Origin of the sequence: Lysobacter gummosus (genome assembly GCF_001442805.1) — a bacterium.
Classification (GTDB): domain Bacteria; phylum Pseudomonadota; class Gammaproteobacteria; order Xanthomonadales; family Xanthomonadaceae; genus Lysobacter; species Lysobacter gummosus.
This window is the reverse complement of sequence record NZ_CP011131.1, coordinates 5,318,162-5,336,277: the sequence shown is the minus strand read 5'-3', so window position 1 is coordinate 5,336,277 and position 18,116 is coordinate 5,318,162. Positions and strand designations below refer to the sequence as shown.

Here is an 18,116-nt window from a genome sequence, read left to right as displayed (position 1 = left end):
CACTACTCTGATAGCCAACTCGGCTCACGTTCCAGGCCTCCCGGATATCTACTGTGCACAGCGTGTCCGGGAGATGGGCGCTTTGCCGATCGGGTGTGATCTTCGTCGAGCTGATCGATGCCGCGGACGAAGCCGAACCCGTTCTTGTTTATCCCCGTCGCGCACTTGCGCCTGCGGCCGAATGCTTCATCGCCATAGCCAAGCGGGTGACGAACGAATGGGAGGTCAATGGGGCATTGCCAATTACTGACGACTCGACGCTTTGACCGCGCTACTGGGTGGCACCAGCCCGAAGGACATTGAATGAGCCTCGCCTTGAGACTGGGCTGTGTCGTGATTTGCTGGGCAGTTCAATCGTATCCGTACAGCGAGCGATGCGACCGGCGAAGGGAATCTGTGTTCTCAAACCAGCATCGATTGCTGGGCGAAGATGCCCGCCATCGCGCCCTGCGACGATGCCAGGGTGACTGAGGGCATGAGGAGAGTGGCAAGGTCGCCGGCGGCGTAGATGCCGGGCATGCTGGTTTGGTGGCGTTCGTCGAGCTTGAGGGCGATGCCGAGGGGCGTATCGACCGTGGCGAGGCCCAGTAATTCATGCAGGCTTGCGGACGGCTTGTTGCGCGGATGGGCGAACAATACGTCGACCGCGATATTGCGACGGGTATCGAGATTGACGGTGGCGATATGGCCCTTGTGATGGGCGATCTCAATGATCCGGCCATCGACGACAGGTAGGTCGCGGCGTGCCAGATCGGCCCGGATATCGGCTGACAGGTCGTGACCATCGGCGAAGACAGTCAACTTGTCGGTCCAATCGTGAAACAGCCTGACAGACTGGTGCGACTGCGGGCCGGACCAGACGAGGCCCCAATGCCGGCCGGCAACTTCAAAGCCGTCGCAATAGGGGCAGGGCACGATGGACGTGCCCCAGCTTTCGGCAAAGCCTGGAACATCAGGCATCTGGTCGGCGACGCCATAGCTCAGGATCAGGCGGCGCGCCCGAAGACTTTCACCATCGCCGGTGAGAACGGAGAAATCGTCGATGGCGCCGGAGACGGCGTCGGCGCGGGCATTGACCAGCCTGATCGTGGGGTAACGTGCCAGCTGCTGCCGCGCCTCGGCCAGGATCTCCAGCGGTGGCTTGTGATCGTGGCCGAGAAGGCCATGCGAGTGGCCGGCGAAGCGATTGCGCGGCAGGCCGGTATCGAGAACGGTGACCTTGCGGCGGGCACGGCCGAGTTGCAGGGCGGCGGCGAGGCCGGCAAAGCTGCCGCCGATGATGATGACGTCATCCATGGTGATGGGCTCAGTGTTGTGGATGGAGGGAGCCGCGCCTGAAGCGCAGTGCGTGGTCAATCCGGTGACTGCAGACTGGCCAGCTATCGGCCCAGTCCGAACGCCTTCCTCAGGGTGGTGTCGACAGGGCCCGCAGGCATGAAACGGCGTAGCTTGCTTAGAAGCGAGGCCTGTCCGGCTGGCGTGCGCCGCATGCGCCAACCGCCAAGAGCCGCCTCGACGATCGTGCGGGCCACACCATCGGGTTCTGGTGCGTCCTGTACATTCTTTTGAACAGCCCGGAGGACGAGATGTCGCTCCTCGTCATAAGCCGGAATCCTGGAGGCCACATGGGGTGCATTGAGATCCAGGTTGGTTCGGGTGAAGGAAGGCTCGACGAGCGTCACGCGAATTCCGAATTGGCGCACTTCATGGTCGAGTGTCTCGGACATGCCCTCGACCGCGTGTTTTGAGGCCGAGTAAAGGCTCATATAAGGGGCCGGGAGAAAGCCCAGAACCGAACTGACGTTGACGATTCTTCCAGAACGTTGCTTGCGCATGTGCGGCAACACCGCCTGCGTCGCGCGCAGTACTCCCAGGATATTGGTATCGAACAGCAATTGGGCTTCGGCGATCGAGGTCTCTTCCGTCGATCCGAGAAGTGTCACGCCCGCGTTATTCACCAGTACGTCGATGCGATCGGCTTTGGCGGTGACTGCCTGAACTGCGTTTTTAACCGACGCTTCGTCGCGGATATCCATCTCGATCAGCTCTACGCCAGGTATTGGCTGTGCTTTGGCGATGTTGCGCACGGTACCGAACACCCGGCAACCTTGTTCGGAGAAGCGAATTGCGGTGGCGCGCCCGATGCCCGATGAAACGCCGGTGACAAGGACAACTTTGGAATTCGACATGACGGATTCTTCCCGTGTCTAACTGGTCGTTGTGGATCGGGCCTGCAAAGGAGTCGGTCTGATTTTGAACCAGATGGAGTACATGGCCGGCAGGAACACCAAGGTCAGGACTGTTCCTGCCAGCGTGCCGCCAATCAGCGTGTAGGCAAGCGTTCCCCAGAACACGGAATGGGTCAGCGGGATGAACGCGAGGATTGCCGCCAAAGCGGTCAGGATTACCGGGCGGGCACGCTGCACGGTTGCTTCCACCACGGCGTGGAACGGGTCGAGACCCGCCTGAGCGTTTTCGCCGATCTGTCCAATCAGGATCAGCGTGTTGCGCATCAGAATTCCCGACAGCGCGATTAGTCCGACCAGCGCATTGATGCCGAAGGGCTGCTGGAACAGGATCAGGGTGGGCACGACGCCGATCAGGCCCAGCGGGCTGGTCAGGAAGACCATCACCATCGCGGAGATCGAACGCACCTGGAAGATGATGATGATCAAGGTGATGGCCAGCATGATCGGGAACAACGGCAGCATGGCCTTGGTCGCCTTTCCCGACTCTTCGATGGAGCCGGCCTGCTCGATCCGGTAGCCGCTCGGCAGCCGGTTCATGATCGGCTGGAGTTGCTGCAGCATTGCCGTGGAGACATCGGGAGGCTGTAAGTGGTCGGCGATGTCGCCGCGCACGGTAATCGTGGGCATGCGGTCGCGCCGGCGCATGATCGGTTCTTCCATGCGCACCTCTGCCTCGCCCACCTGCGAGAGCGGGATGCGTTGTCCATTGGCGCCTGCCAGGGTGAAGTCCGCCACCCGGGCCGGATCAAGCCGGATGTCGCCGGACGAGCGCGCGATGACTTGTACCGTGCGGATATCCTCACGCACAGCGGTAACCGGTATGCCGCTCAGCAGGAATTGCAACTGCTGCGCGACGGCGCTGGAGGTCAGCCCCACCGCCTGCAGCCGATCCTGCTGCAAGGTGAAGTGCAGTGTCGGCGTGCGCGTGCCCCAGTCCGTGTTGACGGTACGCATCATCGGGCTCGTTTCCATGACCTGCCGTACGTCTGCGGCGATCTCGCGCAGCTTGACGGGGTCGGGCCCGACCACCCGGTAAGCGACCGGGAATGGCGAGTAGGGACCGAACACGAGTTGGGTGACACGCACACGCGCCTCGGGAACCAGGCCATCGGCGATCGCTCGGCGCAGCCGGTGCTTCAACGCCTCGCGCTCGTCCTGATTGTCGGTGCGGACGACGATCTTGGCGAACGAAGGATCGGGCAGCTCCGGCCCCATCGCCAAGTAGAAGCGCGGCGCGCCCTGGCCCACGTAGGCGGTGACGATCCTGGCTTCCTTCTGCTTGGCCAGCCAGGTTTCTACCTTCGCGGTGGCCGCGCTGGTCTGCCCGATCGCGGTGCCGTAAGGCAGTTGTATCTCCACCAGTACCTCGGGCCGGTCGGAGATCGGGAAGAACTGTTTCTTGACGATGCCCATGCCGAGAATCGCCATGACGAACAGTCCCACCACCGAGCCGGCCACCAGCCACTTGCGTGCGATCACGCGCTCCAGCACCTGACGGAAGCGGTTGTAGCGCGGCGTGTCGTAGATGGCGTCATGGCCGCCTTCGATCTTCTTGAAATCCGGCAGCATCTTCACGCCGAGGTAGGGCGTGAACACTACCGCGACCACCCACGACGCGATCAACGCGGTGCCGACGATCCAGAACATGTTGCTGGTGTACTCGCCCGCGCTAGAGCGCGCGAAACCGTTGGGCATGAAGCCGACGGCGGTCACCAGCGTGCCCGACAGCATGGGCGCGGCGGTATGGCTCCAGGCATAGGCGGAGGCTTTGACGCGGCTGTAGCCTTCCTCCATCTTCACCACCATCATTTCGATGGCGATGATGGCGTCATCCACCAGCAGGCCCAGCGCCAGGATCAGGGAGCCTAACGTGATGCGGTCGAAATTCTTCCCGGTCGCCGCCATCACCACGAAGACCGCCGCCAGCGTCAGCGGCACGGCCGCGGCCACCACCACGCCCACGCGCCAGCCCATGCTGATAAAGCTCACCAGCATGACCACCAGCAGCGCGACGAAGAACTTGACCATGAACTCGCCGACCGCCGAGCTGATGTTGACCGCCTGGTCGGTGACCTTGGTCAGGCTGATGCCCAATGGCAGCTCGGCGTTGACTGCACCGACCTCGTGGTCCAGCGCCTTGCCCAGGTCGAGGCCATTCCAGCCATCGCGCATGACGATGCCCAGCAGCAAGGCCGGCTCGCCGCCGTTGCGGATCAGGAACGTCGCGGGGTCTTCGTATCCGCGCCGAACAGTGGCGATGTCCGACAACTTCAGCGTACGGCCCTGCGCGACCACCGGCGTGTCGCGGATCTTCTGCAACTCGTCGAACGCGCCGTCCAGGCGGACAAGCACCTGCGGTCCGTGGGTTTCCACCGAGCCCGCCGGCGTCAGCGCATTCTGGCTGTTGAGCGCGGCGAATACGTCCTGCGGACCGACGCCCAGCGTCGCCAAGCGTTCGTGCGAGAACTCAACATAAATGCGCTCGGCCTGCTCGCCGATGATGTTGACCTTCTTCACGCCCGGCACGTGCAGCAACCGCTGGCGCAGCGTCTCGGCTTCGCGTGCCAGCAGTCGCTGCGGTTCGCCTTTGGCCTTGAGTGCGAACAGCGCGAAGGTGACATCCGCGTACTCGTCGTTGACCATCGGACCGATCACGCCGGCCGGAAGATTGTTGGCCTCGTCGCCGACTTTCTTGCGTGCCTGGTAGAACTCCTCCTGCACGGCGGAAGGCGGCGTGCTGTCGAGCAAGGTCAAGGTGGTGAACGCCAGGCCGGGCCGCGTGTAGGTCTCGCTGCGGTCGTACCAGCGCAACTCCTGCAGGCGCTTCTCGATCTTCTCGGCGACCTGATCCTGCATTTCCTGCGCGGTGGCGCCGGGCCATGCAGTCACGATGGTCATCACCTTGACCGTGAAGGCGGGATCTTCCGCGCGGCCCAACTGGAAGAATGCAATGAGCCCGGCCAGCGAGATCAGGCAGATCAGGAACAGGGTGACGGAGCGCTCGCGAACGGCGAGCGCAGACAGGTTGAAGCGGCTCGCGCTCACGGCCCGGCTCCCGCGGTCGCGGCGGCGGACGGGCCGGCGATTCGGACCTGCTCGCCTTCGCGCAGCAGATGGGCACCCAGCGCGACGATGCGTTCGCCTTGCTTGAGCCGGCCGGCAACGCGTGCGCCTTCATCGCTCACGCGCAGGACCGTGACCGGCCGCCACGCCACCTTTGTCGTGTTGTCGTTGATGACCCATACCCCGGGCCCTTTACCTGCATCGAACAGGGCTCCGACCGGCACTTGCAAGCCGCTGGACCCGCCGGAGTGCCCGTCCGCGATCTGGATGGTGACCGTGGCGCCTAATGGGGCGTTTGCCAGTTCCCCTTCGAGCACGTACCGCGCCTCGAAGGTACGTGTTAGCGGATCGGCGGCATCCGACAACTGCCGAAGCCGCGTCGCTACGGCGACGCCGTCCTTGCCGAAGAGCGTGGCTTGCCCGGCGGACCCGACCGCAGGGCGCAGGGTTTCTGGCAATTGGACAAGCGCCTCGCGCGGACCGGCATGCGCCAGGCGCACGACGACCTGTCCGGCGCCGACGACCTGCCCAGGTTCTGCCAGCGTTTGCATGACCGTGCCATCGCCATCAGCCAGCAACTGCGCATAGCGGCTCGCGTTGCGAGCGACTTCGGCTTGGGCTTGGGCCGCGCGAAGCTGCGCCTTGGCGGCATCGGCCGCGGCTTTGGCTTGTTCGTAAGCCGATGCCGATACGGCGCCGATTCCGAGCAGGTTGCGATAACGGACTTCCTCCTGCGTCGTCTGCACCGCCTGCGCGCGCGCGGCGGCAACGGCTTGCTGTTGCGCATTCACCGCAAGCTCGAGATCGGCCGGGTCGATGCGCATGAGCGACTGCCCGCGCCGGACGGTTTGCCCCGCATCCACGAGCCGTTCCAGCACCTTGCCGGAGACGCGGAAGCCCAGGTCGCTCTGTACCCGGGCGGCTACGGTCCCGGTGAAGGACCGCGATGCGGCGTCTGCCCCTTGAACGATGGCGACGCGCACCAGTGGCGCCTGAGTGCGCGGATCGGATGCGGCCGTATCGCCGCAGGCGGCGAGCACGAACGGCAATGCACAAAGGACTGCGGATAAAACGAGGTGCCGGAGCATGTGGGTCCCACAGACAAGCTGATCTGGGACCGAAGCATGATACTAGTGACTAATTTCGTCAATAGTCACAGCGTGGCGTTCATCATGGAGACAGGCTGCGAAGGATGAGGCCGGACAGCCGGGCCGGCGCTTGTTCGGTGTAATCGAAGCTGTGCTGTAGCAGAAGCGGATTCAGATAGGGCCGTATGACGAGATAGATCGCAGCCGTGGTCTCGTCGAGCGGGGTTTTACGCTCGAAGTCTCCGGTTTGTCGGCCTTCCTGAATGATGTCCTGAAGCAGGGCCTGCATGCGCGCCTCGTAGGCAATCGTCGCTGGCCAGCGTTCGCTGGCCGCTGAGGCGGCGATTTCGTAGAGCTTGCGATCCTGAAACAGCAGGCGCAGGGTTGCATCGACAATGGCCTTGAACATGCGCCGAAGCTTCTCTGGCGGCCGATCGCCCCCGTCGACCGCGGCCCGCACTTCGGCCTCGATCTGGAGCATGCAGTTGACGCAGATGGTCTCGCCAATCGCTTGTTTGGATTCAAAAAACTTGTAGATGTAGGCCTTGGAGAAGCCCACGGCCTTGGCGAGGTCGGAGACGGTCGTTTTCTCATAGCCGTACCGACTGAAATGCTCGGTTGCGGCTGCGACGATCTGATCTCGCAGCTCATGATCGGCGGGGCCGCGAGTCGCGCCTGAATGAGGGGTTGGTCTGTTCATAGCGTGAGCCTATCGCCTGGTGGGCGAATAGGCAACAAGTGACCAATCGGTAATATGGTCAGTAAAAATAAAGGCTGCGCGCTGGCAACCGATCTTCCTCGCTGGCGCCGGAGCGTGCCCGCTAACGCTCGAGCACGCTCTTAGCTGGGCGGCTGGCGAGTGGGCGGGAGCAAGGCCGCGCGCCGGTGCCGGAGGACCAGTCCAACAAGCCATATAGCGTCATCGTATTTGGCGAGCAAGGGATTGAGATTCCAGACACGATTTACGCGGACGGCAGCGAGGAGGTCATATCGCTGATTAAGGCTAAATACGGTTCCGGCGCCAGGTTCAGCGCATGGAATGTCGATGATGCTGAAAGAGCGAGATGAATTACGGGGCGGGTGTGTAGGGCGCTGGCCAGTGCTCGGGTCGCATTCTCAATGATGCCCCTGGTCAGGAAACTCTCGCATTGGCTCGGAAGTCGGATCAGGTTTGACGAGCGTTTCCGAAACAATGTATTTATCGATGATCCAAGCAAGGAAGGCGTTGGCAATGGGCAAGGTTGATACGAGTGCGAAGTCATTTGTAATGATGTGCATCGTACTGGGGACGGCGCTTGTTCCGGCGAAGGCGACCGACAGGATGGTGATCGACGCGGGCGGAACCTCGCCCGATCGCATACTGACGTATGTCAACGATTATTCGACCGACAAGTCGGGAATCGGCGACGGCTCGGGCGACATCCGCGAGATCGTCCTGACCATGGTATACGAAGCGGCGAAGCAGCCTTACTGGACCGAGACCACCTTGCAGTTCAAGTGCCCTGCTGCCGCCCGCGCCAAGAAGGCTTCGCGCAAGCAGGCGACCGACGAGGCTCCCGCAGCCTTGCCCGATGTCGACGCGGTCGAGTTCCGCATGGTCGGCGGGCACAAGCGGATGAAGGATTCGCCAGCGATTCAGCCCCTGACCGGCAGTGGTTGGCAGTCCGCATCGAACTATCTGATGCTCAAGGTCTATCGGGTCGCCTGCAGCGACTCGGCCATCCGCCACGCCAAGCAGGCTGCCGCGATGCCGAACGGCAAGATGGATCCGGCGGCCTTGCGTCAAAGCATGCGTGGGCTGGGTTTCGACATGGCCGAATTCCTGCCCACAGAAGGTTTGTCGATGAACGTGTTGGCCAGCTACACCTGGGAGCACTTCTGGAAGGGGGCGCCCAAGCCTGCGCTCAACAACGGCCGTCAGCTGACGGCGAAAGAGGCTGCCGCGTTCGAGAAGCAGTTACAGGATCAGATCGCCATGTTGGAACGCCAACGCGACGTTGTCGGCGCCCGCATCAAGAAGGCCGACGACGAGAACCTCTTCACTGCGGAGGCGGCGAAAATGCGCGGCGGCCGCCACATCAGCGGCGCCGAGCAGACGATGATCAGTGTCTGGCTTGGTAAGAACGAAGGCGACGTCGTAGCAGCGATGGGGGCGCCTGTGGTCAGCGAAGCGGGCGGGCTGCGCTATCTGACCTATGCGCGCGATTACGACAGCCGTTTCGCATTGGTTACCGCTGGCGGGGACCACATTTCGACTCAGGGGCTGTACGAAAGCTGCCAGGCTCAATTCGTGCTGAAGCCCGATGCCTCTGGCGCGATGCGCGTGGCCGATGTGGTTGTCGAGGAAAATCGCAGCGGCCCTGGTCGAGCCTATGTATGTTCGAGCCTGCTCAACGCGCCGAGGAACTGACTCGTGCCGGCCGGCGCAGGGTGCGCCGGCCGCAGCATGACCGTGCCATCCGACGTCCGATCACTGCTTGGCGCCGCCGCTGGCCATGCACTTGTCGAGCATCCGATAGGCTTTCTGCAACTGCGGCAGCTTGACTGCATAGACTTCCTTGCCTTCGAGCCGGACAGTGAACTCGTCGGTGTCCTCGCCCTTCTTGATCACCTTACGCAGGTAGTTCTTGACGTCGAGGAACATTACGAACGTCCCGCGATCCGGGACGATATTGACGAGCGCGGTGGGATAGGTGACGGTCTTGCCCCGGGCGTTTATGACGATGTCAACTTGCTCGGTAGCGGCCGGCGAACGGATCTTGTCGCCGCTGAACCAGATCTGCCCCGCGCCTCTACTGGCCTCCTCGGCGTTCCCGGGGCCATGAATGGCATACAAGCTGTCAGGCATGATGTAGCTGACGGAGCAGCGCAGGCCGTTGTCTTCGCGGCTACGCATCAACACCCAATAGCCGTCTTTCGATTTGTAGAATGCGTCGCTATAGAGCGAGCCCTGGCCTCCTCCCCCTCCCTGCAGAAGTTCAGCGGGAATTTGGGCGATCGCCGATTGAGCTGCCAGCAGTGCCGTGATCAGCCCCCCGGCGACCAATAGATGCTTCCCAAAATGCATGGACAATCCTCCTTAATTTCCAAAACGCAGAGGAATCGTAGCACCAAGGAGTGCACCCGCCCAGGCGGCAGCCAGGTGCGCATCGTCCGGATGCGGAGACGTGGCGATACCGATTTCAAATCGCCCGGAGATAGAGAGTCGTCAGTCCTTTGGGTCCACGAGACTGGTCCGCGCTAGCTCTGCGTTAGCCCTGCTTGATGAGTGTGCGTTTGCCTATGGAATTGGCCTTTCGTGCCGTGGGCTTCGCAAGGCCGGGGATCAAGAAATCACTGATACTCCGTCCGTGCTTCGTCTTTTGGGCCAGCCACCGCGGCATGAGTCCCCGGCCCGACCACGTAGTGCGCTTGTCATTGGGGGCGCGATACTTGGGAGCCACTTTGCTCGGCTTGCGCCGCGAGCCGAGCTTCTTGCTGGCAGCATGAAGCGCCGCCGGTTGATCGCCAACGAACTCCTTGATCGTGTAGCCGTGGCGCGCGGCCAGTGCGACTGCTTGTCGGCGCACCGAGGTGGCGGGCGACGCTTTGACAGGAGATGTTTCTGTTTCTCTGCGGCGATCAGGAGGGAGGTCAGGTCCCGCAGTTTGAGCTTGTCGATGTCGATGTTCATGCAACCAAGCCTCCCGCCATGCCGCCTGTCAACCGAGGGGCGATCAAGTGAGCCGAGGATATGGACATGCTGGCTCAGAGTACGGACCGGTAGATTTGGCGCCCTGCGAGGATGCCGTCAAGTTGATTGCTTCGCTTCGCCCGGATCAGGTCCAAGCGATCGATACGGTCCTGCTTAGCGCCTGTGACCATCACCGGCGCAAAGTCGCTTGGGCTGTTGGCGCCCTGATGGGCAGCAGGCCTGACAGTTTCTGCGCCGCGCGCGTGGCGGAGATGGTGGCGCTCGGTCGACTTGAGGCTCAAGGCGACCTGTCGAGGATGCGTTATAGCGAAGTGCGGCTCGCCGCTGCTGGCGTTCGCCTGTTAAGCCGCTAGCGCCATTAGCCGCGCCGCGCATCAAGCAGCTTGAGATCTTTCGGCGGCGAGTAGCGTCAATGGTCGAACGTCGCCTCCTGCATGATGCACTTCGCTTCTCTGAGTCTTGCGTTGCGCTCGATGCAATGGCGATACCGCAAGCCATACCAATCCATCATGCTCATCCCCTTCGGAAAATTCTCGATGAGCCAATAGCCAGTGAACGTTTCCGGTGCGTATGTGACGAGGTCTTGTGCTTCGAATACGGTTGCAAGATTGTTCTGAAACGCCCTTGGTGTTCACCGTGATCGCGTACAAAGTCGTCGTGGCTCGGGTTGGCGTCCTTGTCTGCGCGCCAGTCGTACCAGCAGGAGATCGTGTCGGAAATGCACCGGCGATCAGTTCTCGGAATTCGGCGCAAAATCCCAAATGAGAGCGGCACTGCCGTTTAGCATTTCGGCATAGCCGATAAGAATGCTGCTTCATGCTTCGATGGTTCCGGCCGCTGGCCGGCGACATGAAAAATATACAAGGATGCCCACTTGAGCCCGGCCACAAGCGCTCATTGCTGGCTTGCGTCCACGAGCGACGAAGACACGACGTGGACAAGAATGAGATGGTCAAGGGCTTTTCTCAGAATGATGCCGTGGTGATCCTGAAGACGAACGGAGAGACGATCCAGGGATATCTGTCAAAAATCGATCTGGCGCAAGACTGCTTCGTTATTCAAGTAGCTGCCTACATCGGTCTTGACGGGAAAGTCGAGCGCCAGGACCTTGTCGAGTGCAAGTTCGGCGACGTCGACACCATCAGCAAGTTGGGTAATGAGCCAAAAAATCCACCCACTTTCGATGCCGATCTCAAGCAATATCCGATCGGCAAGTACCTGATGATCTGGGGCAAGCATGACGGCTCCATCAACCCGACGATCGAGCAAGGCGTGTTGAAGAGCATCAACTTGGACAAGCGCACGCTCGTGCTGCACAACATCACCTACGATCAGGACCGAACGGTGAATATCGATCGGATCAGCTTCATCGACGATACCCGCAGCGGGCCCGGTGCCTTGGGGGCCGTGCAAACACTGGATTGGCATCTCAGGCCCGACTGAGCCTGGTACCGGGGCGAGCGGAAATACACGGGCTCGTAATTCCTCGGCAACCGCTCCTTAAACCGCCGTTCGCAGGCTTCGCGTTCGCCGCGATCGCAGCCGATCCTGGCGGCGACCAGCGCGACTTCGGGTTACCGCAGCCATTGCGCCGGCGCGCGTCGCACCACTCCAGCGCCAGCGGCAGGCGGCCCGCTAGCCGCGCCGCAGCGAGCTGTTGCAGTAATTCCTCCGCATCGGCCGGCGAGCGGCCGCCACCCGCCGGCGGCGCATGTTCGATGCCGTCCTCTGCGCCGCCTTTCGCGTTGTGGAACGGGCTAGTGAGAGTGTTCTCGCGGTTGCCTGCCTTCAGGGCAAATCGACCTTTTTCTCCGAAGCATCAGCGCAGGGTGGGCTGCTGTACGCATGGAACTTCTCGCTCGTTGGTTGCCGATGCTTTTGCGAGCGAAGTCGCATTGGCGCGAAATAGTCGCCGGATTTTGTGCGCTGAATCAAGAATCGCTAAAAAAAACTGGCCGCCGCTTCCGCTTAACAGCGTAGTAGTTGGCGATGCGCTAAGACGCAGATGCTTGAATCCAAGACGGCGGCGCTTTCGTTGAATCACAGAAAGGCTATCCGTGAACCTTAAGACTGCTTCGTCATTTATCGCCCTGTGTCGTTGACCAAGGAAAGTCGCCGCGCGAAGCACCAGGTTCTGATTCGGGCCTGCGTGTTTTGACGGGAGTCGAGCTGGGCCGGAACGAGAGTATCGAACGATGTTCCTCTGAATTGCGGAGCTGACGCCAGAACGGCAGCGCGCATTTCGGGATGTCCTTGCAATAGCTCTGCACCGCCATGCGCGACGCTGCCGACGTGAGCCGGTGGAAGACTTCATGGTCCACAAACTGCTCGACGACACTGTTCCGGCAAGCACTTGCCATGCGGCAACGGTTTCACGGAGCCAGCGGCATGACAGCCGGTGAAGGCAGCAGCGGCGCCTCACCCAGTCCTGGAAGCCAATCAAGATTAAGGAGATTTCATCATGGCAACGATCCAATGGTCGAAACCTCAGTCCCTGGAGTACATCCCCGACGGCAAGCTGGTGACGTTCACGGCGATGCATCAGGCCTCATACACGCAATACGTCCAGGTCATCGACGCCGGCGGCAACCCCATCAGTTTCTATTGCCTGGATGGCAGTCAGGCGAGCTTCCCGATCTCGGGAAGCGGCGTCAACGTCGGCTTCCTCCAGAACGGAGCCGGCAGGTTCACCATGGCGCACGGGATGCAGGTCCAGTTCGGCAGCAGCGGGCCATACATTCCGCAAGTCTCGGCGGGCAATCCAGTCGTGTTCTTCATCAACAAAACACTGGGTGGGGGCAACTTATACGTGACCGAAGACGGTACCGATAATGATTTCAACGATACCAACTTCGTGATCCAGTGGTACCAGTACGTGGGCTGACCCGCCTCCGTCCCCGGCTGAAATGGGGCGGCGTGATAACTCATGAATTCCCATGGCTGCCGCGATGGATCGTCCGGATTCACCACGGAGCGCAACAATGACGGAGTGCAGCAATGAAGACCGGAATCATTATGTTCGGTGCACTCGCCGGTGCGCTGGCGATGTCCACATCGTGTACGAAAAAAACCGAACCCACTGTCGCCGCTTCATCGATCTCCAAGGATCAGAAAACACCGTTTCCGGGCGGCGCACCGATCACGGCGGCTGACCTGACCGCGACCCCGGCGGCTCTGCCCACCGCCCCGCCGCCGTACAACTACGACCCCTACAACCCCAACATCTCTCACGCGGAATACGCCCGCTTTGCCTGGCGGCAGTTCATCCACTTCAATTCCCCCGCGCAGAAAAATGGCGTCGATGTCGCCGGCAAGTCTCCGGTCGTGCGGGGAAGCATCGATCCGAACCGCAACTTCGCCGCATCCGGCGCCAGTGGTTTCTACCAGAGCGGCAGAACCGCCAATTCCAACTTCAGCAGCAATCAGTTGGTCTGGGAAACCTTTGCTCACCGGTCCGAGCTGTTCCCCGCGGGATCGGCGCCCAAAGGCAACCTTGCCACCCTGGATCCCGAGTACGCCTTCCAAAACGTCAAGGTCGCGTCGACCGACGCCCGGTTCAACAATCTCGACGAAAACACCCAGATCGGCCAGAACCAGATCTTCTTCCCGAAAAACGGCAACACGCCGTCAACCAATCCCCAGGACGATCACATCATCTTGTTCCAGGCCAAGGTGAGCCCTGTTGAATATGGTTATATAAAATCCATCTACAACGCCAACAATCCTCCAACCGCGCTGGAATTGCCTCCCAACGGGACGGACCAGGGAGAATCGGTGGAGGTCAAGTCGGCATGGCGGGAAATGACTCCCGCCTTGATCGCGTCCGGCCGCTATCACACGGCCGAGGCCTTGTATTACTACCAGGAGAATGGCCAGACCCAGGCTCGGGTGGCCACCTTCGGTCTGGTCGGCCTGCATATCTTGCGCAAGATGGAGAACTACCCGACGTTCGTTTACACCACCTTCGAACAGGTGGATAGCCTGACCACGCCGGACAAGAAAGACACCGGACTGTATGTCATCAACCTCTATGACCAACTGCAATACGATGCATCGGTACCGCCAGAGACGCGGCCGTCGGCCATCCTCAATTCCGGTTCCAACCGGACCCTGGTCGCGTTGCCCTTGGCGGGCGCGATCGATAGTGCCCACGGCTACGATGTCGTTCCCGGCAAGTTCACCGTGCCTTCCGGGTTTTCGGGTCCGATCAAGGTCCAGAATCCACCGGTAGCGACAAGCGCTGTCTATAGCGTCAACTCTGAAGTCCAGCTAGCCATGGCCAACACGCCCGAGTTCAAGAATTCGGTGTGGCAGTATTATCGTCTCGTGGGGCTTCAGGTGTTGCCCACGAACGAGGACAGCTCCGTCACGCCGGCTACGCCTAATCCGCTTACCCAGGACTATTACCTGGCGAATATCGTGGTCGAGAGCAGCCAGCCCGGCATCCAGTTGTTCAAGGGCGGAGTCAAGGATCCCAGCCCCGACAAGAAGGAATTCACCCTGCTCGCCAAGCGCGGGCTGCCAAGCATCCTGGGCGTGAAGAAGTTGCCCCCGAATTCCGACCAACTGGTGATGGGTGGATGCATGGGTTGCCACGGCAATGCGCAATACCCCAGGGACAAGGAAGGCAAGGGTCCGAGCATCTTCAGCTTCCTGATCAACGGGGACACCATGGGCGGACAGGGCTTCAGCGCCGACGAGCGGAACGAGTCGCCTGGCGAGTTGAGTGCGAAACGTCTGGAGTATCTGACCTACTAAGTAAAGCGTGAGCCCGGAAGCGTTCTCGCTTCCGGGTGATGCGTCATGGTCGCGCGGCGCCCTCGAGCCTGGGGCCAAGCCGCGGAAAGCCGGGGTGGCTCAACCTAAGCCCATCGTTGTGCCCGGGATTTAGTCTGCTTATCGGGTCGCGGGCGCGGGTGGACTGCGAAGCAAATTAAGACGGTGGTCGCGCCAAAAGGGACCGATTCGACGATCGTTGAGCATCTGCTTGATGGCGGCTAAAGCGACTCACCTCGACGCCCATCGAGCCGCCTGTGACCCTTGGGTGTGGAATGGCGCCAGTAGTCGGTGGTCGCCTCCTGCATGATGCACTTCGCCTCACGCAACGCCCGCCTGGCGCTTGATGCAGTGCCGGTACTTCAGGCCGTACCAGTCGAGCATGCTCAGGCGCATGCGCACATCGCTGCATGGCAGCCTATTTCGCGGTGTGACGGTCGCCGCATTAATCGGAAATGGGCAACTTGACATGCGGGTCGTCGCCCACCACAGTCGGCGGCGTCCAATAACGCTGCACATGCATGCAGCGCACTGCGCGGATCAATAACTGACCGCACAACTGTTGTCATTGTTCTCTGGGGGGGAAAGGCCGCGCCGCAGCAGGTTTGCCGCGCGTGGCTTGAAAAGGTCGGCGCATTCGCGCCCGCCTCCTTCCCTATCCACCAGGTACCTGGAGAACACACCCAATGAGCATCAGATTGACAGGAATCTTGCTGTCCGGCTTTTTGCTGGCGGCCTGGCTGTCGCCCGCGCACGCGCAGACCGTCAGCTGCACGGGGATCGCAGAATGGAACGCGGCCACCATCTATAACGCGGGCAGCAAGCTCGTCTATCAGGGGCGGCTGTATCAGGCGACTATGTCGATCTGGAATACACCGCCCACGCACTGCCCCAGCTGCGGCTACTACCAGGATCTGGGGGCCTGCAGCGCTGGCGGCAACCAGCCGCCCACGGTCGCGTTGACCGCGCCGGCGAACGGCGCCACTTTCACTGCGGGCGCCACCATCACCGCTACGGCGAATGCAGCCGATGCCAACGGCACCGTCGCCCAGGTGCAGTTCTTCCGTGGCGGCACTTCGCTGGGCATCGATACCACGTCCCCGTACAGCGCGAGCTGGCCTAATGCGGCAGCAGGCAGCTACGCGATCACTGCGGTGGCTACCGACAACGAGGGCGCCACCACCACGTCGGCAACGGCCAACATCACCGTCAATACCGGGACGCCCGACACCACCGCGCCCAGTGTGCCGGCCGGATTGGTCGCAACGTCGGTGACCTCGTCCAGCGTCAACCTGAGCTGGAATGCCTCCACCGACAACGCCGGCGGCAGCGGCGTCGCCGGCTACGACGTCTACCGCAATGGCGCGCTCGTCGGCTCGCCTGCCGGTACGTCCTTCAGCAGCACCGGCCTGACCGCGTCCACGGCCTACACCTTCCGCGTGCGCGCCCGCGACAACGCCGGCAACGCCTCGGCGCAAGGCACGCAGATCAGCGCGACCACCAGTGCCGGTGGCGGCGACAACACCCTGCCGCGGCATGCGCTGGTGGGGTACTGGCATAACTTCACGAATCCATCCGGTCCCACCATCCCGATCAGCCAGGTCTCCAACGACTTCGACGTCATCGTGGTCGCCTTCGGCGACGACGCAGGCAACGGCGCCGTCAGCTTCACGGTCGATCCGGGCGCCGGAACCGAAGCGCAGTTCAAGGCCGACGTGGCCGCGGCGCGCGCGCGTGGCAAGAAGGTCGTGCTGTCGCTGGGCGGCCAGAACGGCACGGTGACGCTGAACAATGCGACGCAGGTCGCCAACTTCGTCAACAGCATGGAGGACCTGATCCGCTACTACGGTTTCGACGGCGTGGATATCGACCTGGAAAGCGGCGCGGGCGTCTTCCACGGCGCGGCCGTGCAGACCAACCTGGTCACGGCCATCAAGCAGCTCAATACGCGCATCGGTCCGTCGTTCTACCTGTCGATGGCGCCCGAACACCCGTATGTCCAGGGCGGCTTCGCCGCGTACAGCGGGATCTGGGGCGCTTATCTGCCGATCATCGACGGACTGCGCCAGGAGCTGGACCTGATCCACGTGCAGTACTACAACAACGGCGCGTTGTATTCGCCGTACAGCCAGAACGGCTTGCCCGAGGGGTCGGTCGACATGCTGGTCGGCGCCAGCCTGATGCTGATCGAGGGATTCAGGACCAACAACAACACCGGCGTCGTCTTCAACGGCCTGCGGCCGGACCAGGTGGCGTTCGGACTGCCCTCGGGACCGTCCTCGGCCAACAGCGGACAGGCGTCGTCGGCCACGATCGCCAATGCCCTGAACTGCCTGACGCGGCTGCAGAGTTGCGGAAGCATCCGGCCTCAGCAGGCCTATCCCAGCTTCCGCGGCGTCATGACCTGGTCGGTCAATTGGGACCGGCACGATGGTTTCAATTTCTCAAGGCCGGTGCGGGCGACGTTGAACACCTTGCCCTGACCGGCGGCGAATAGTCGGGGCGGGCAAGGCTTCGCCTGCTCTCCAGCTCCTCCTTACTCGGCGCCCTTGATGGGCGCCGATTTTTTTTCGCCTCTGCGTAAACTCACTCCAGCCATGACCGGTGGTCTGCGGGCGAACTGGCCCCGAGCGGGTCAGGATGCGCAAGAGCCAGAACAGAGGTGGCGGTAGCCTTTCTCGACTCATAAAGAGAAAAGAGAAAGGCTGCTCTGGCCCCTGTTTTGCCCTTTGAATCGCAGCGCCGCATCGTAATTGAAGGCGAGCGGTTCATCGAGCATCAGCCGCGAGCGGCCGCGCATGATCGCTCCGTAATGCCATGTACGCAGCACGCACTTCTTCGGGCAATTCTTTAGCTGCCAGGAGTCGATTTCCTTCGCAACCGCAGTGCCGATGGACGGTATGGCCGAGGCCGGCGCGTCTGCGGCAAGCGGCTGTGCAATCGGGGACGGTGTCTGCGGAATCCTGTGCCGTTTCGTTGTGCCTTGCAGCATAAAATTCAGGCCCGGAAGCCTTGCGGGAACGCGCTCCGTTGCTTTATGGTGCAATCGATTGCATCTTGGCGAATTTCAAGGTTTCGCACCGGTTGGGAGGCCGGAAGATAGATGAGTATCTATTCGATCGAACCGAGGCAACGAATCGGTGGCTGGCGTGCATCCCACAGCAGAGGCGATGCCTCGAAAGATTCGTCTGAGCAAACTTTCGTTTGTGGTTTGAGGACGCCGGGATGAGCTCTTTGAACCCCAAG

General features: G+C 61.7%; 15 protein-coding genes. 7 read left to right on the top strand and 8 right to left on the bottom strand.

Going from position 1 to position 18,116, the window contains the following annotated elements:
• The first annotated feature begins 95 nt into the window (after nucleotides 1-95).
• Nucleotides 96-266, top strand: coding sequence for a hypothetical protein (locus LG3211_RS26570; protein ID WP_187313072.1), 171 nt, complete (start codon nucleotides 96-98; stop codon nucleotides 264-266).
• A 136-nt stretch (nucleotides 267-402) separates the two neighbouring features.
• On the opposite strand, the gene LG3211_RS21710 is transcribed toward LG3211_RS26570, so the two are convergent.
• From LG3211_RS21710 to LG3211_RS21690, 5 genes are all read right to left on the bottom strand, one after another.
• Nucleotides 403-1,296: an NAD(P)/FAD-dependent oxidoreductase gene (locus LG3211_RS21710; RefSeq protein WP_057944650.1), complete on the bottom strand. Its 894-nt coding sequence runs from the start codon at nucleotides 1,294-1,296 to the stop codon at nucleotides 403-405.
• Between the two features lie 83 nt (nucleotides 1,297-1,379).
• Nucleotides 1,380-2,189 carry an oxidoreductase gene (locus tag LG3211_RS21705; RefSeq protein WP_057944649.1) on the bottom strand — a complete coding sequence of 270 codons (810 nt, stop codon included), beginning with the start codon at nucleotides 2,187-2,189 and terminating at the stop codon, nucleotides 1,380-1,382.
• Nucleotides 2,190-2,207: 18 nt separating this feature from the next.
• Complete coding sequence (locus LG3211_RS21700; protein ID WP_057944648.1) at nucleotides 2,208-5,294, bottom strand: efflux RND transporter permease subunit; 3,087 nt, start codon at nucleotides 5,292-5,294, stop codon at nucleotides 2,208-2,210.
• Nucleotides 5,291-6,400 carry an efflux RND transporter periplasmic adaptor subunit gene (locus LG3211_RS21695; protein WP_057944647.1) on the bottom strand — a complete coding sequence of 370 codons (1,110 nt, stop codon included), beginning with the start codon at nucleotides 6,398-6,400 and terminating at the stop codon, nucleotides 5,291-5,293. The genes LG3211_RS21700 and LG3211_RS21695 overlap by 4 nt, the downstream gene beginning before the upstream one ends.
• An 82-nt stretch (nucleotides 6,401-6,482) precedes the next feature.
• The gene (locus LG3211_RS21690; protein WP_057944646.1) at nucleotides 6,483-7,100 is read right to left on the bottom strand and encodes a TetR/AcrR family transcriptional regulator; all 618 of its coding nucleotides are present in this window, start codon (nucleotides 7,098-7,100) and stop codon (nucleotides 6,483-6,485) included.
• 471 nt (nucleotides 7,101-7,571) lie between these two features.
• Between LG3211_RS21690 and LG3211_RS21685 the strand changes: the two genes are divergently transcribed.
• Entirely contained in the window at nucleotides 7,572-8,810 is a 1,239-nt protein-coding gene (locus LG3211_RS21685; protein WP_148649070.1) for a hypothetical protein, read from the top strand.
• 60 nt (nucleotides 8,811-8,870) lie between these two features.
• Here LG3211_RS21685 and LG3211_RS21680 read toward each other — a convergent pair whose 3' ends face one another.
• On the bottom strand, nucleotides 8,871-9,467 hold the full coding sequence (locus LG3211_RS21680; protein ID WP_057944644.1) for a hypothetical protein: 597 nt from the start codon (nucleotides 9,465-9,467) through the stop codon (nucleotides 8,871-8,873).
• Between the two features lie 184 nt (nucleotides 9,468-9,651).
• Nucleotides 9,652-9,783, bottom strand: coding sequence for a hypothetical protein (locus tag LG3211_RS27575; protein WP_425479984.1), 132 nt, complete (start codon nucleotides 9,781-9,783; stop codon nucleotides 9,652-9,654).
• Nucleotides 9,784-10,120: 337 nt separating this feature from the next.
• Here LG3211_RS27575 and LG3211_RS27570 point away from each other — a divergent pair, with 337 nt between their 5' ends.
• The 5 genes from LG3211_RS27570 (at nucleotide 10,121) to LG3211_RS26020 (ending at nucleotide 17,353) form a co-directional block, all read left to right on the top strand.
• On the top strand, nucleotides 10,121-10,447 hold the full coding sequence (locus tag LG3211_RS27570) for a DUF3658 domain-containing protein (RefSeq protein WP_083512738.1): 327 nt from the start codon (nucleotides 10,121-10,123) through the stop codon (nucleotides 10,445-10,447).
• A gap of 463 nt (nucleotides 10,448-10,910) precedes the next feature.
• A complete protein-coding gene (locus LG3211_RS21670; protein ID WP_148649069.1) occupies nucleotides 10,911-11,537 on the top strand; it encodes a hypothetical protein in 627 nt (208 codons plus the stop codon).
• A 1,018-nt stretch (nucleotides 11,538-12,555) separates the two neighbouring features.
• Nucleotides 12,556-12,978 carry a hypothetical protein gene (locus LG3211_RS21665; RefSeq protein WP_057944641.1) on the top strand — a complete coding sequence of 141 codons (423 nt, stop codon included), beginning with the start codon at nucleotides 12,556-12,558 and terminating at the stop codon, nucleotides 12,976-12,978.
• A gap of 113 nt (nucleotides 12,979-13,091) precedes the next feature.
• Nucleotides 13,092-14,852, top strand: coding sequence for a hypothetical protein (locus tag LG3211_RS21660; RefSeq protein ID WP_057944640.1), 1,761 nt, complete (start codon nucleotides 13,092-13,094; stop codon nucleotides 14,850-14,852).
• Between the two features lie 704 nt (nucleotides 14,853-15,556).
• The gene (locus LG3211_RS26020; protein ID WP_148649068.1) at nucleotides 15,557-17,353 is read left to right on the top strand and encodes an Ig-like domain-containing protein; all 1,797 of its coding nucleotides are present in this window, start codon (nucleotides 15,557-15,559) and stop codon (nucleotides 17,351-17,353) included.
• Between the two features lie 200 nt (nucleotides 17,354-17,553).
• On the opposite strand, the gene LG3211_RS26015 is transcribed toward LG3211_RS26020, so the two are convergent.
• Nucleotides 17,554-17,862 (bottom strand): hypothetical protein, encoded by a 309-nt coding sequence (locus tag LG3211_RS26015; RefSeq protein ID WP_222837539.1) that lies wholly within the window; start codon nucleotides 17,860-17,862, stop codon nucleotides 17,554-17,556.
• Nucleotides 17,863-18,116 lie beyond the last annotated feature (254 nt).

What these genes read in the sequence shown, in the direction of transcription:
- LG3211_RS21710 (WP_057944650.1), bottom strand. Translation starts at nt 1,296, where the DNA reads ATGGATGACGTCATCATCATCGGCGGCAGCTTTGCCGGCCTCGCCGCC.
- LG3211_RS21705 (WP_057944649.1), bottom strand. Translation starts at nt 2,189, where the DNA reads ATGTCGAATTCCAAAGTTGTCCTTGTCACCGGCGTTTCATCGGGCATC.
- LG3211_RS21695 (WP_057944647.1), bottom strand. Translation starts at nt 6,400, where the DNA reads ATGCTCCGGCACCTCGTTTTATCCGCAGTCCTTTGTGCATTGCCGTTC.
- LG3211_RS21690 (WP_057944646.1), bottom strand. Translation starts at nt 7,100, where the DNA reads ATGAACAGACCAACCCCTCATTCAGGCGCGACTCGCGGCCCCGCCGAT.
- LG3211_RS21680 (WP_057944644.1), bottom strand. Translation starts at nt 9,467, where the DNA reads ATGCATTTTGGGAAGCATCTATTGGTCGCCGGGGGGCTGATCACGGCA.
- LG3211_RS27575 (WP_425479984.1), bottom strand. Translation starts at nt 9,783, where the DNA reads ATGCCGCGGTGGCTGGCCCAAAAGACGAAGCACGGACGGAGTATCAGT.
- LG3211_RS21670 (WP_148649069.1), top strand. Translation starts at nt 10,911, where the DNA reads ATGCTTCGATGGTTCCGGCCGCTGGCCGGCGACATGAAAAATATACAA.
- LG3211_RS21665 (WP_057944641.1), top strand. Translation starts at nt 12,556, where the DNA reads ATGGCAACGATCCAATGGTCGAAACCTCAGTCCCTGGAGTACATCCCC.
- LG3211_RS21660 (WP_057944640.1), top strand. Translation starts at nt 13,092, where the DNA reads ATGAAGACCGGAATCATTATGTTCGGTGCACTCGCCGGTGCGCTGGCG.
- LG3211_RS26020 (WP_148649068.1), top strand. Translation starts at nt 15,557, where the DNA reads ATGAGCATCAGATTGACAGGAATCTTGCTGTCCGGCTTTTTGCTGGCG.
- LG3211_RS26015 (WP_222837539.1), bottom strand. Translation starts at nt 17,862, where the DNA reads ATGCTGCAAGGCACAACGAAACGGCACAGGATTCCGCAGACACCGTCC.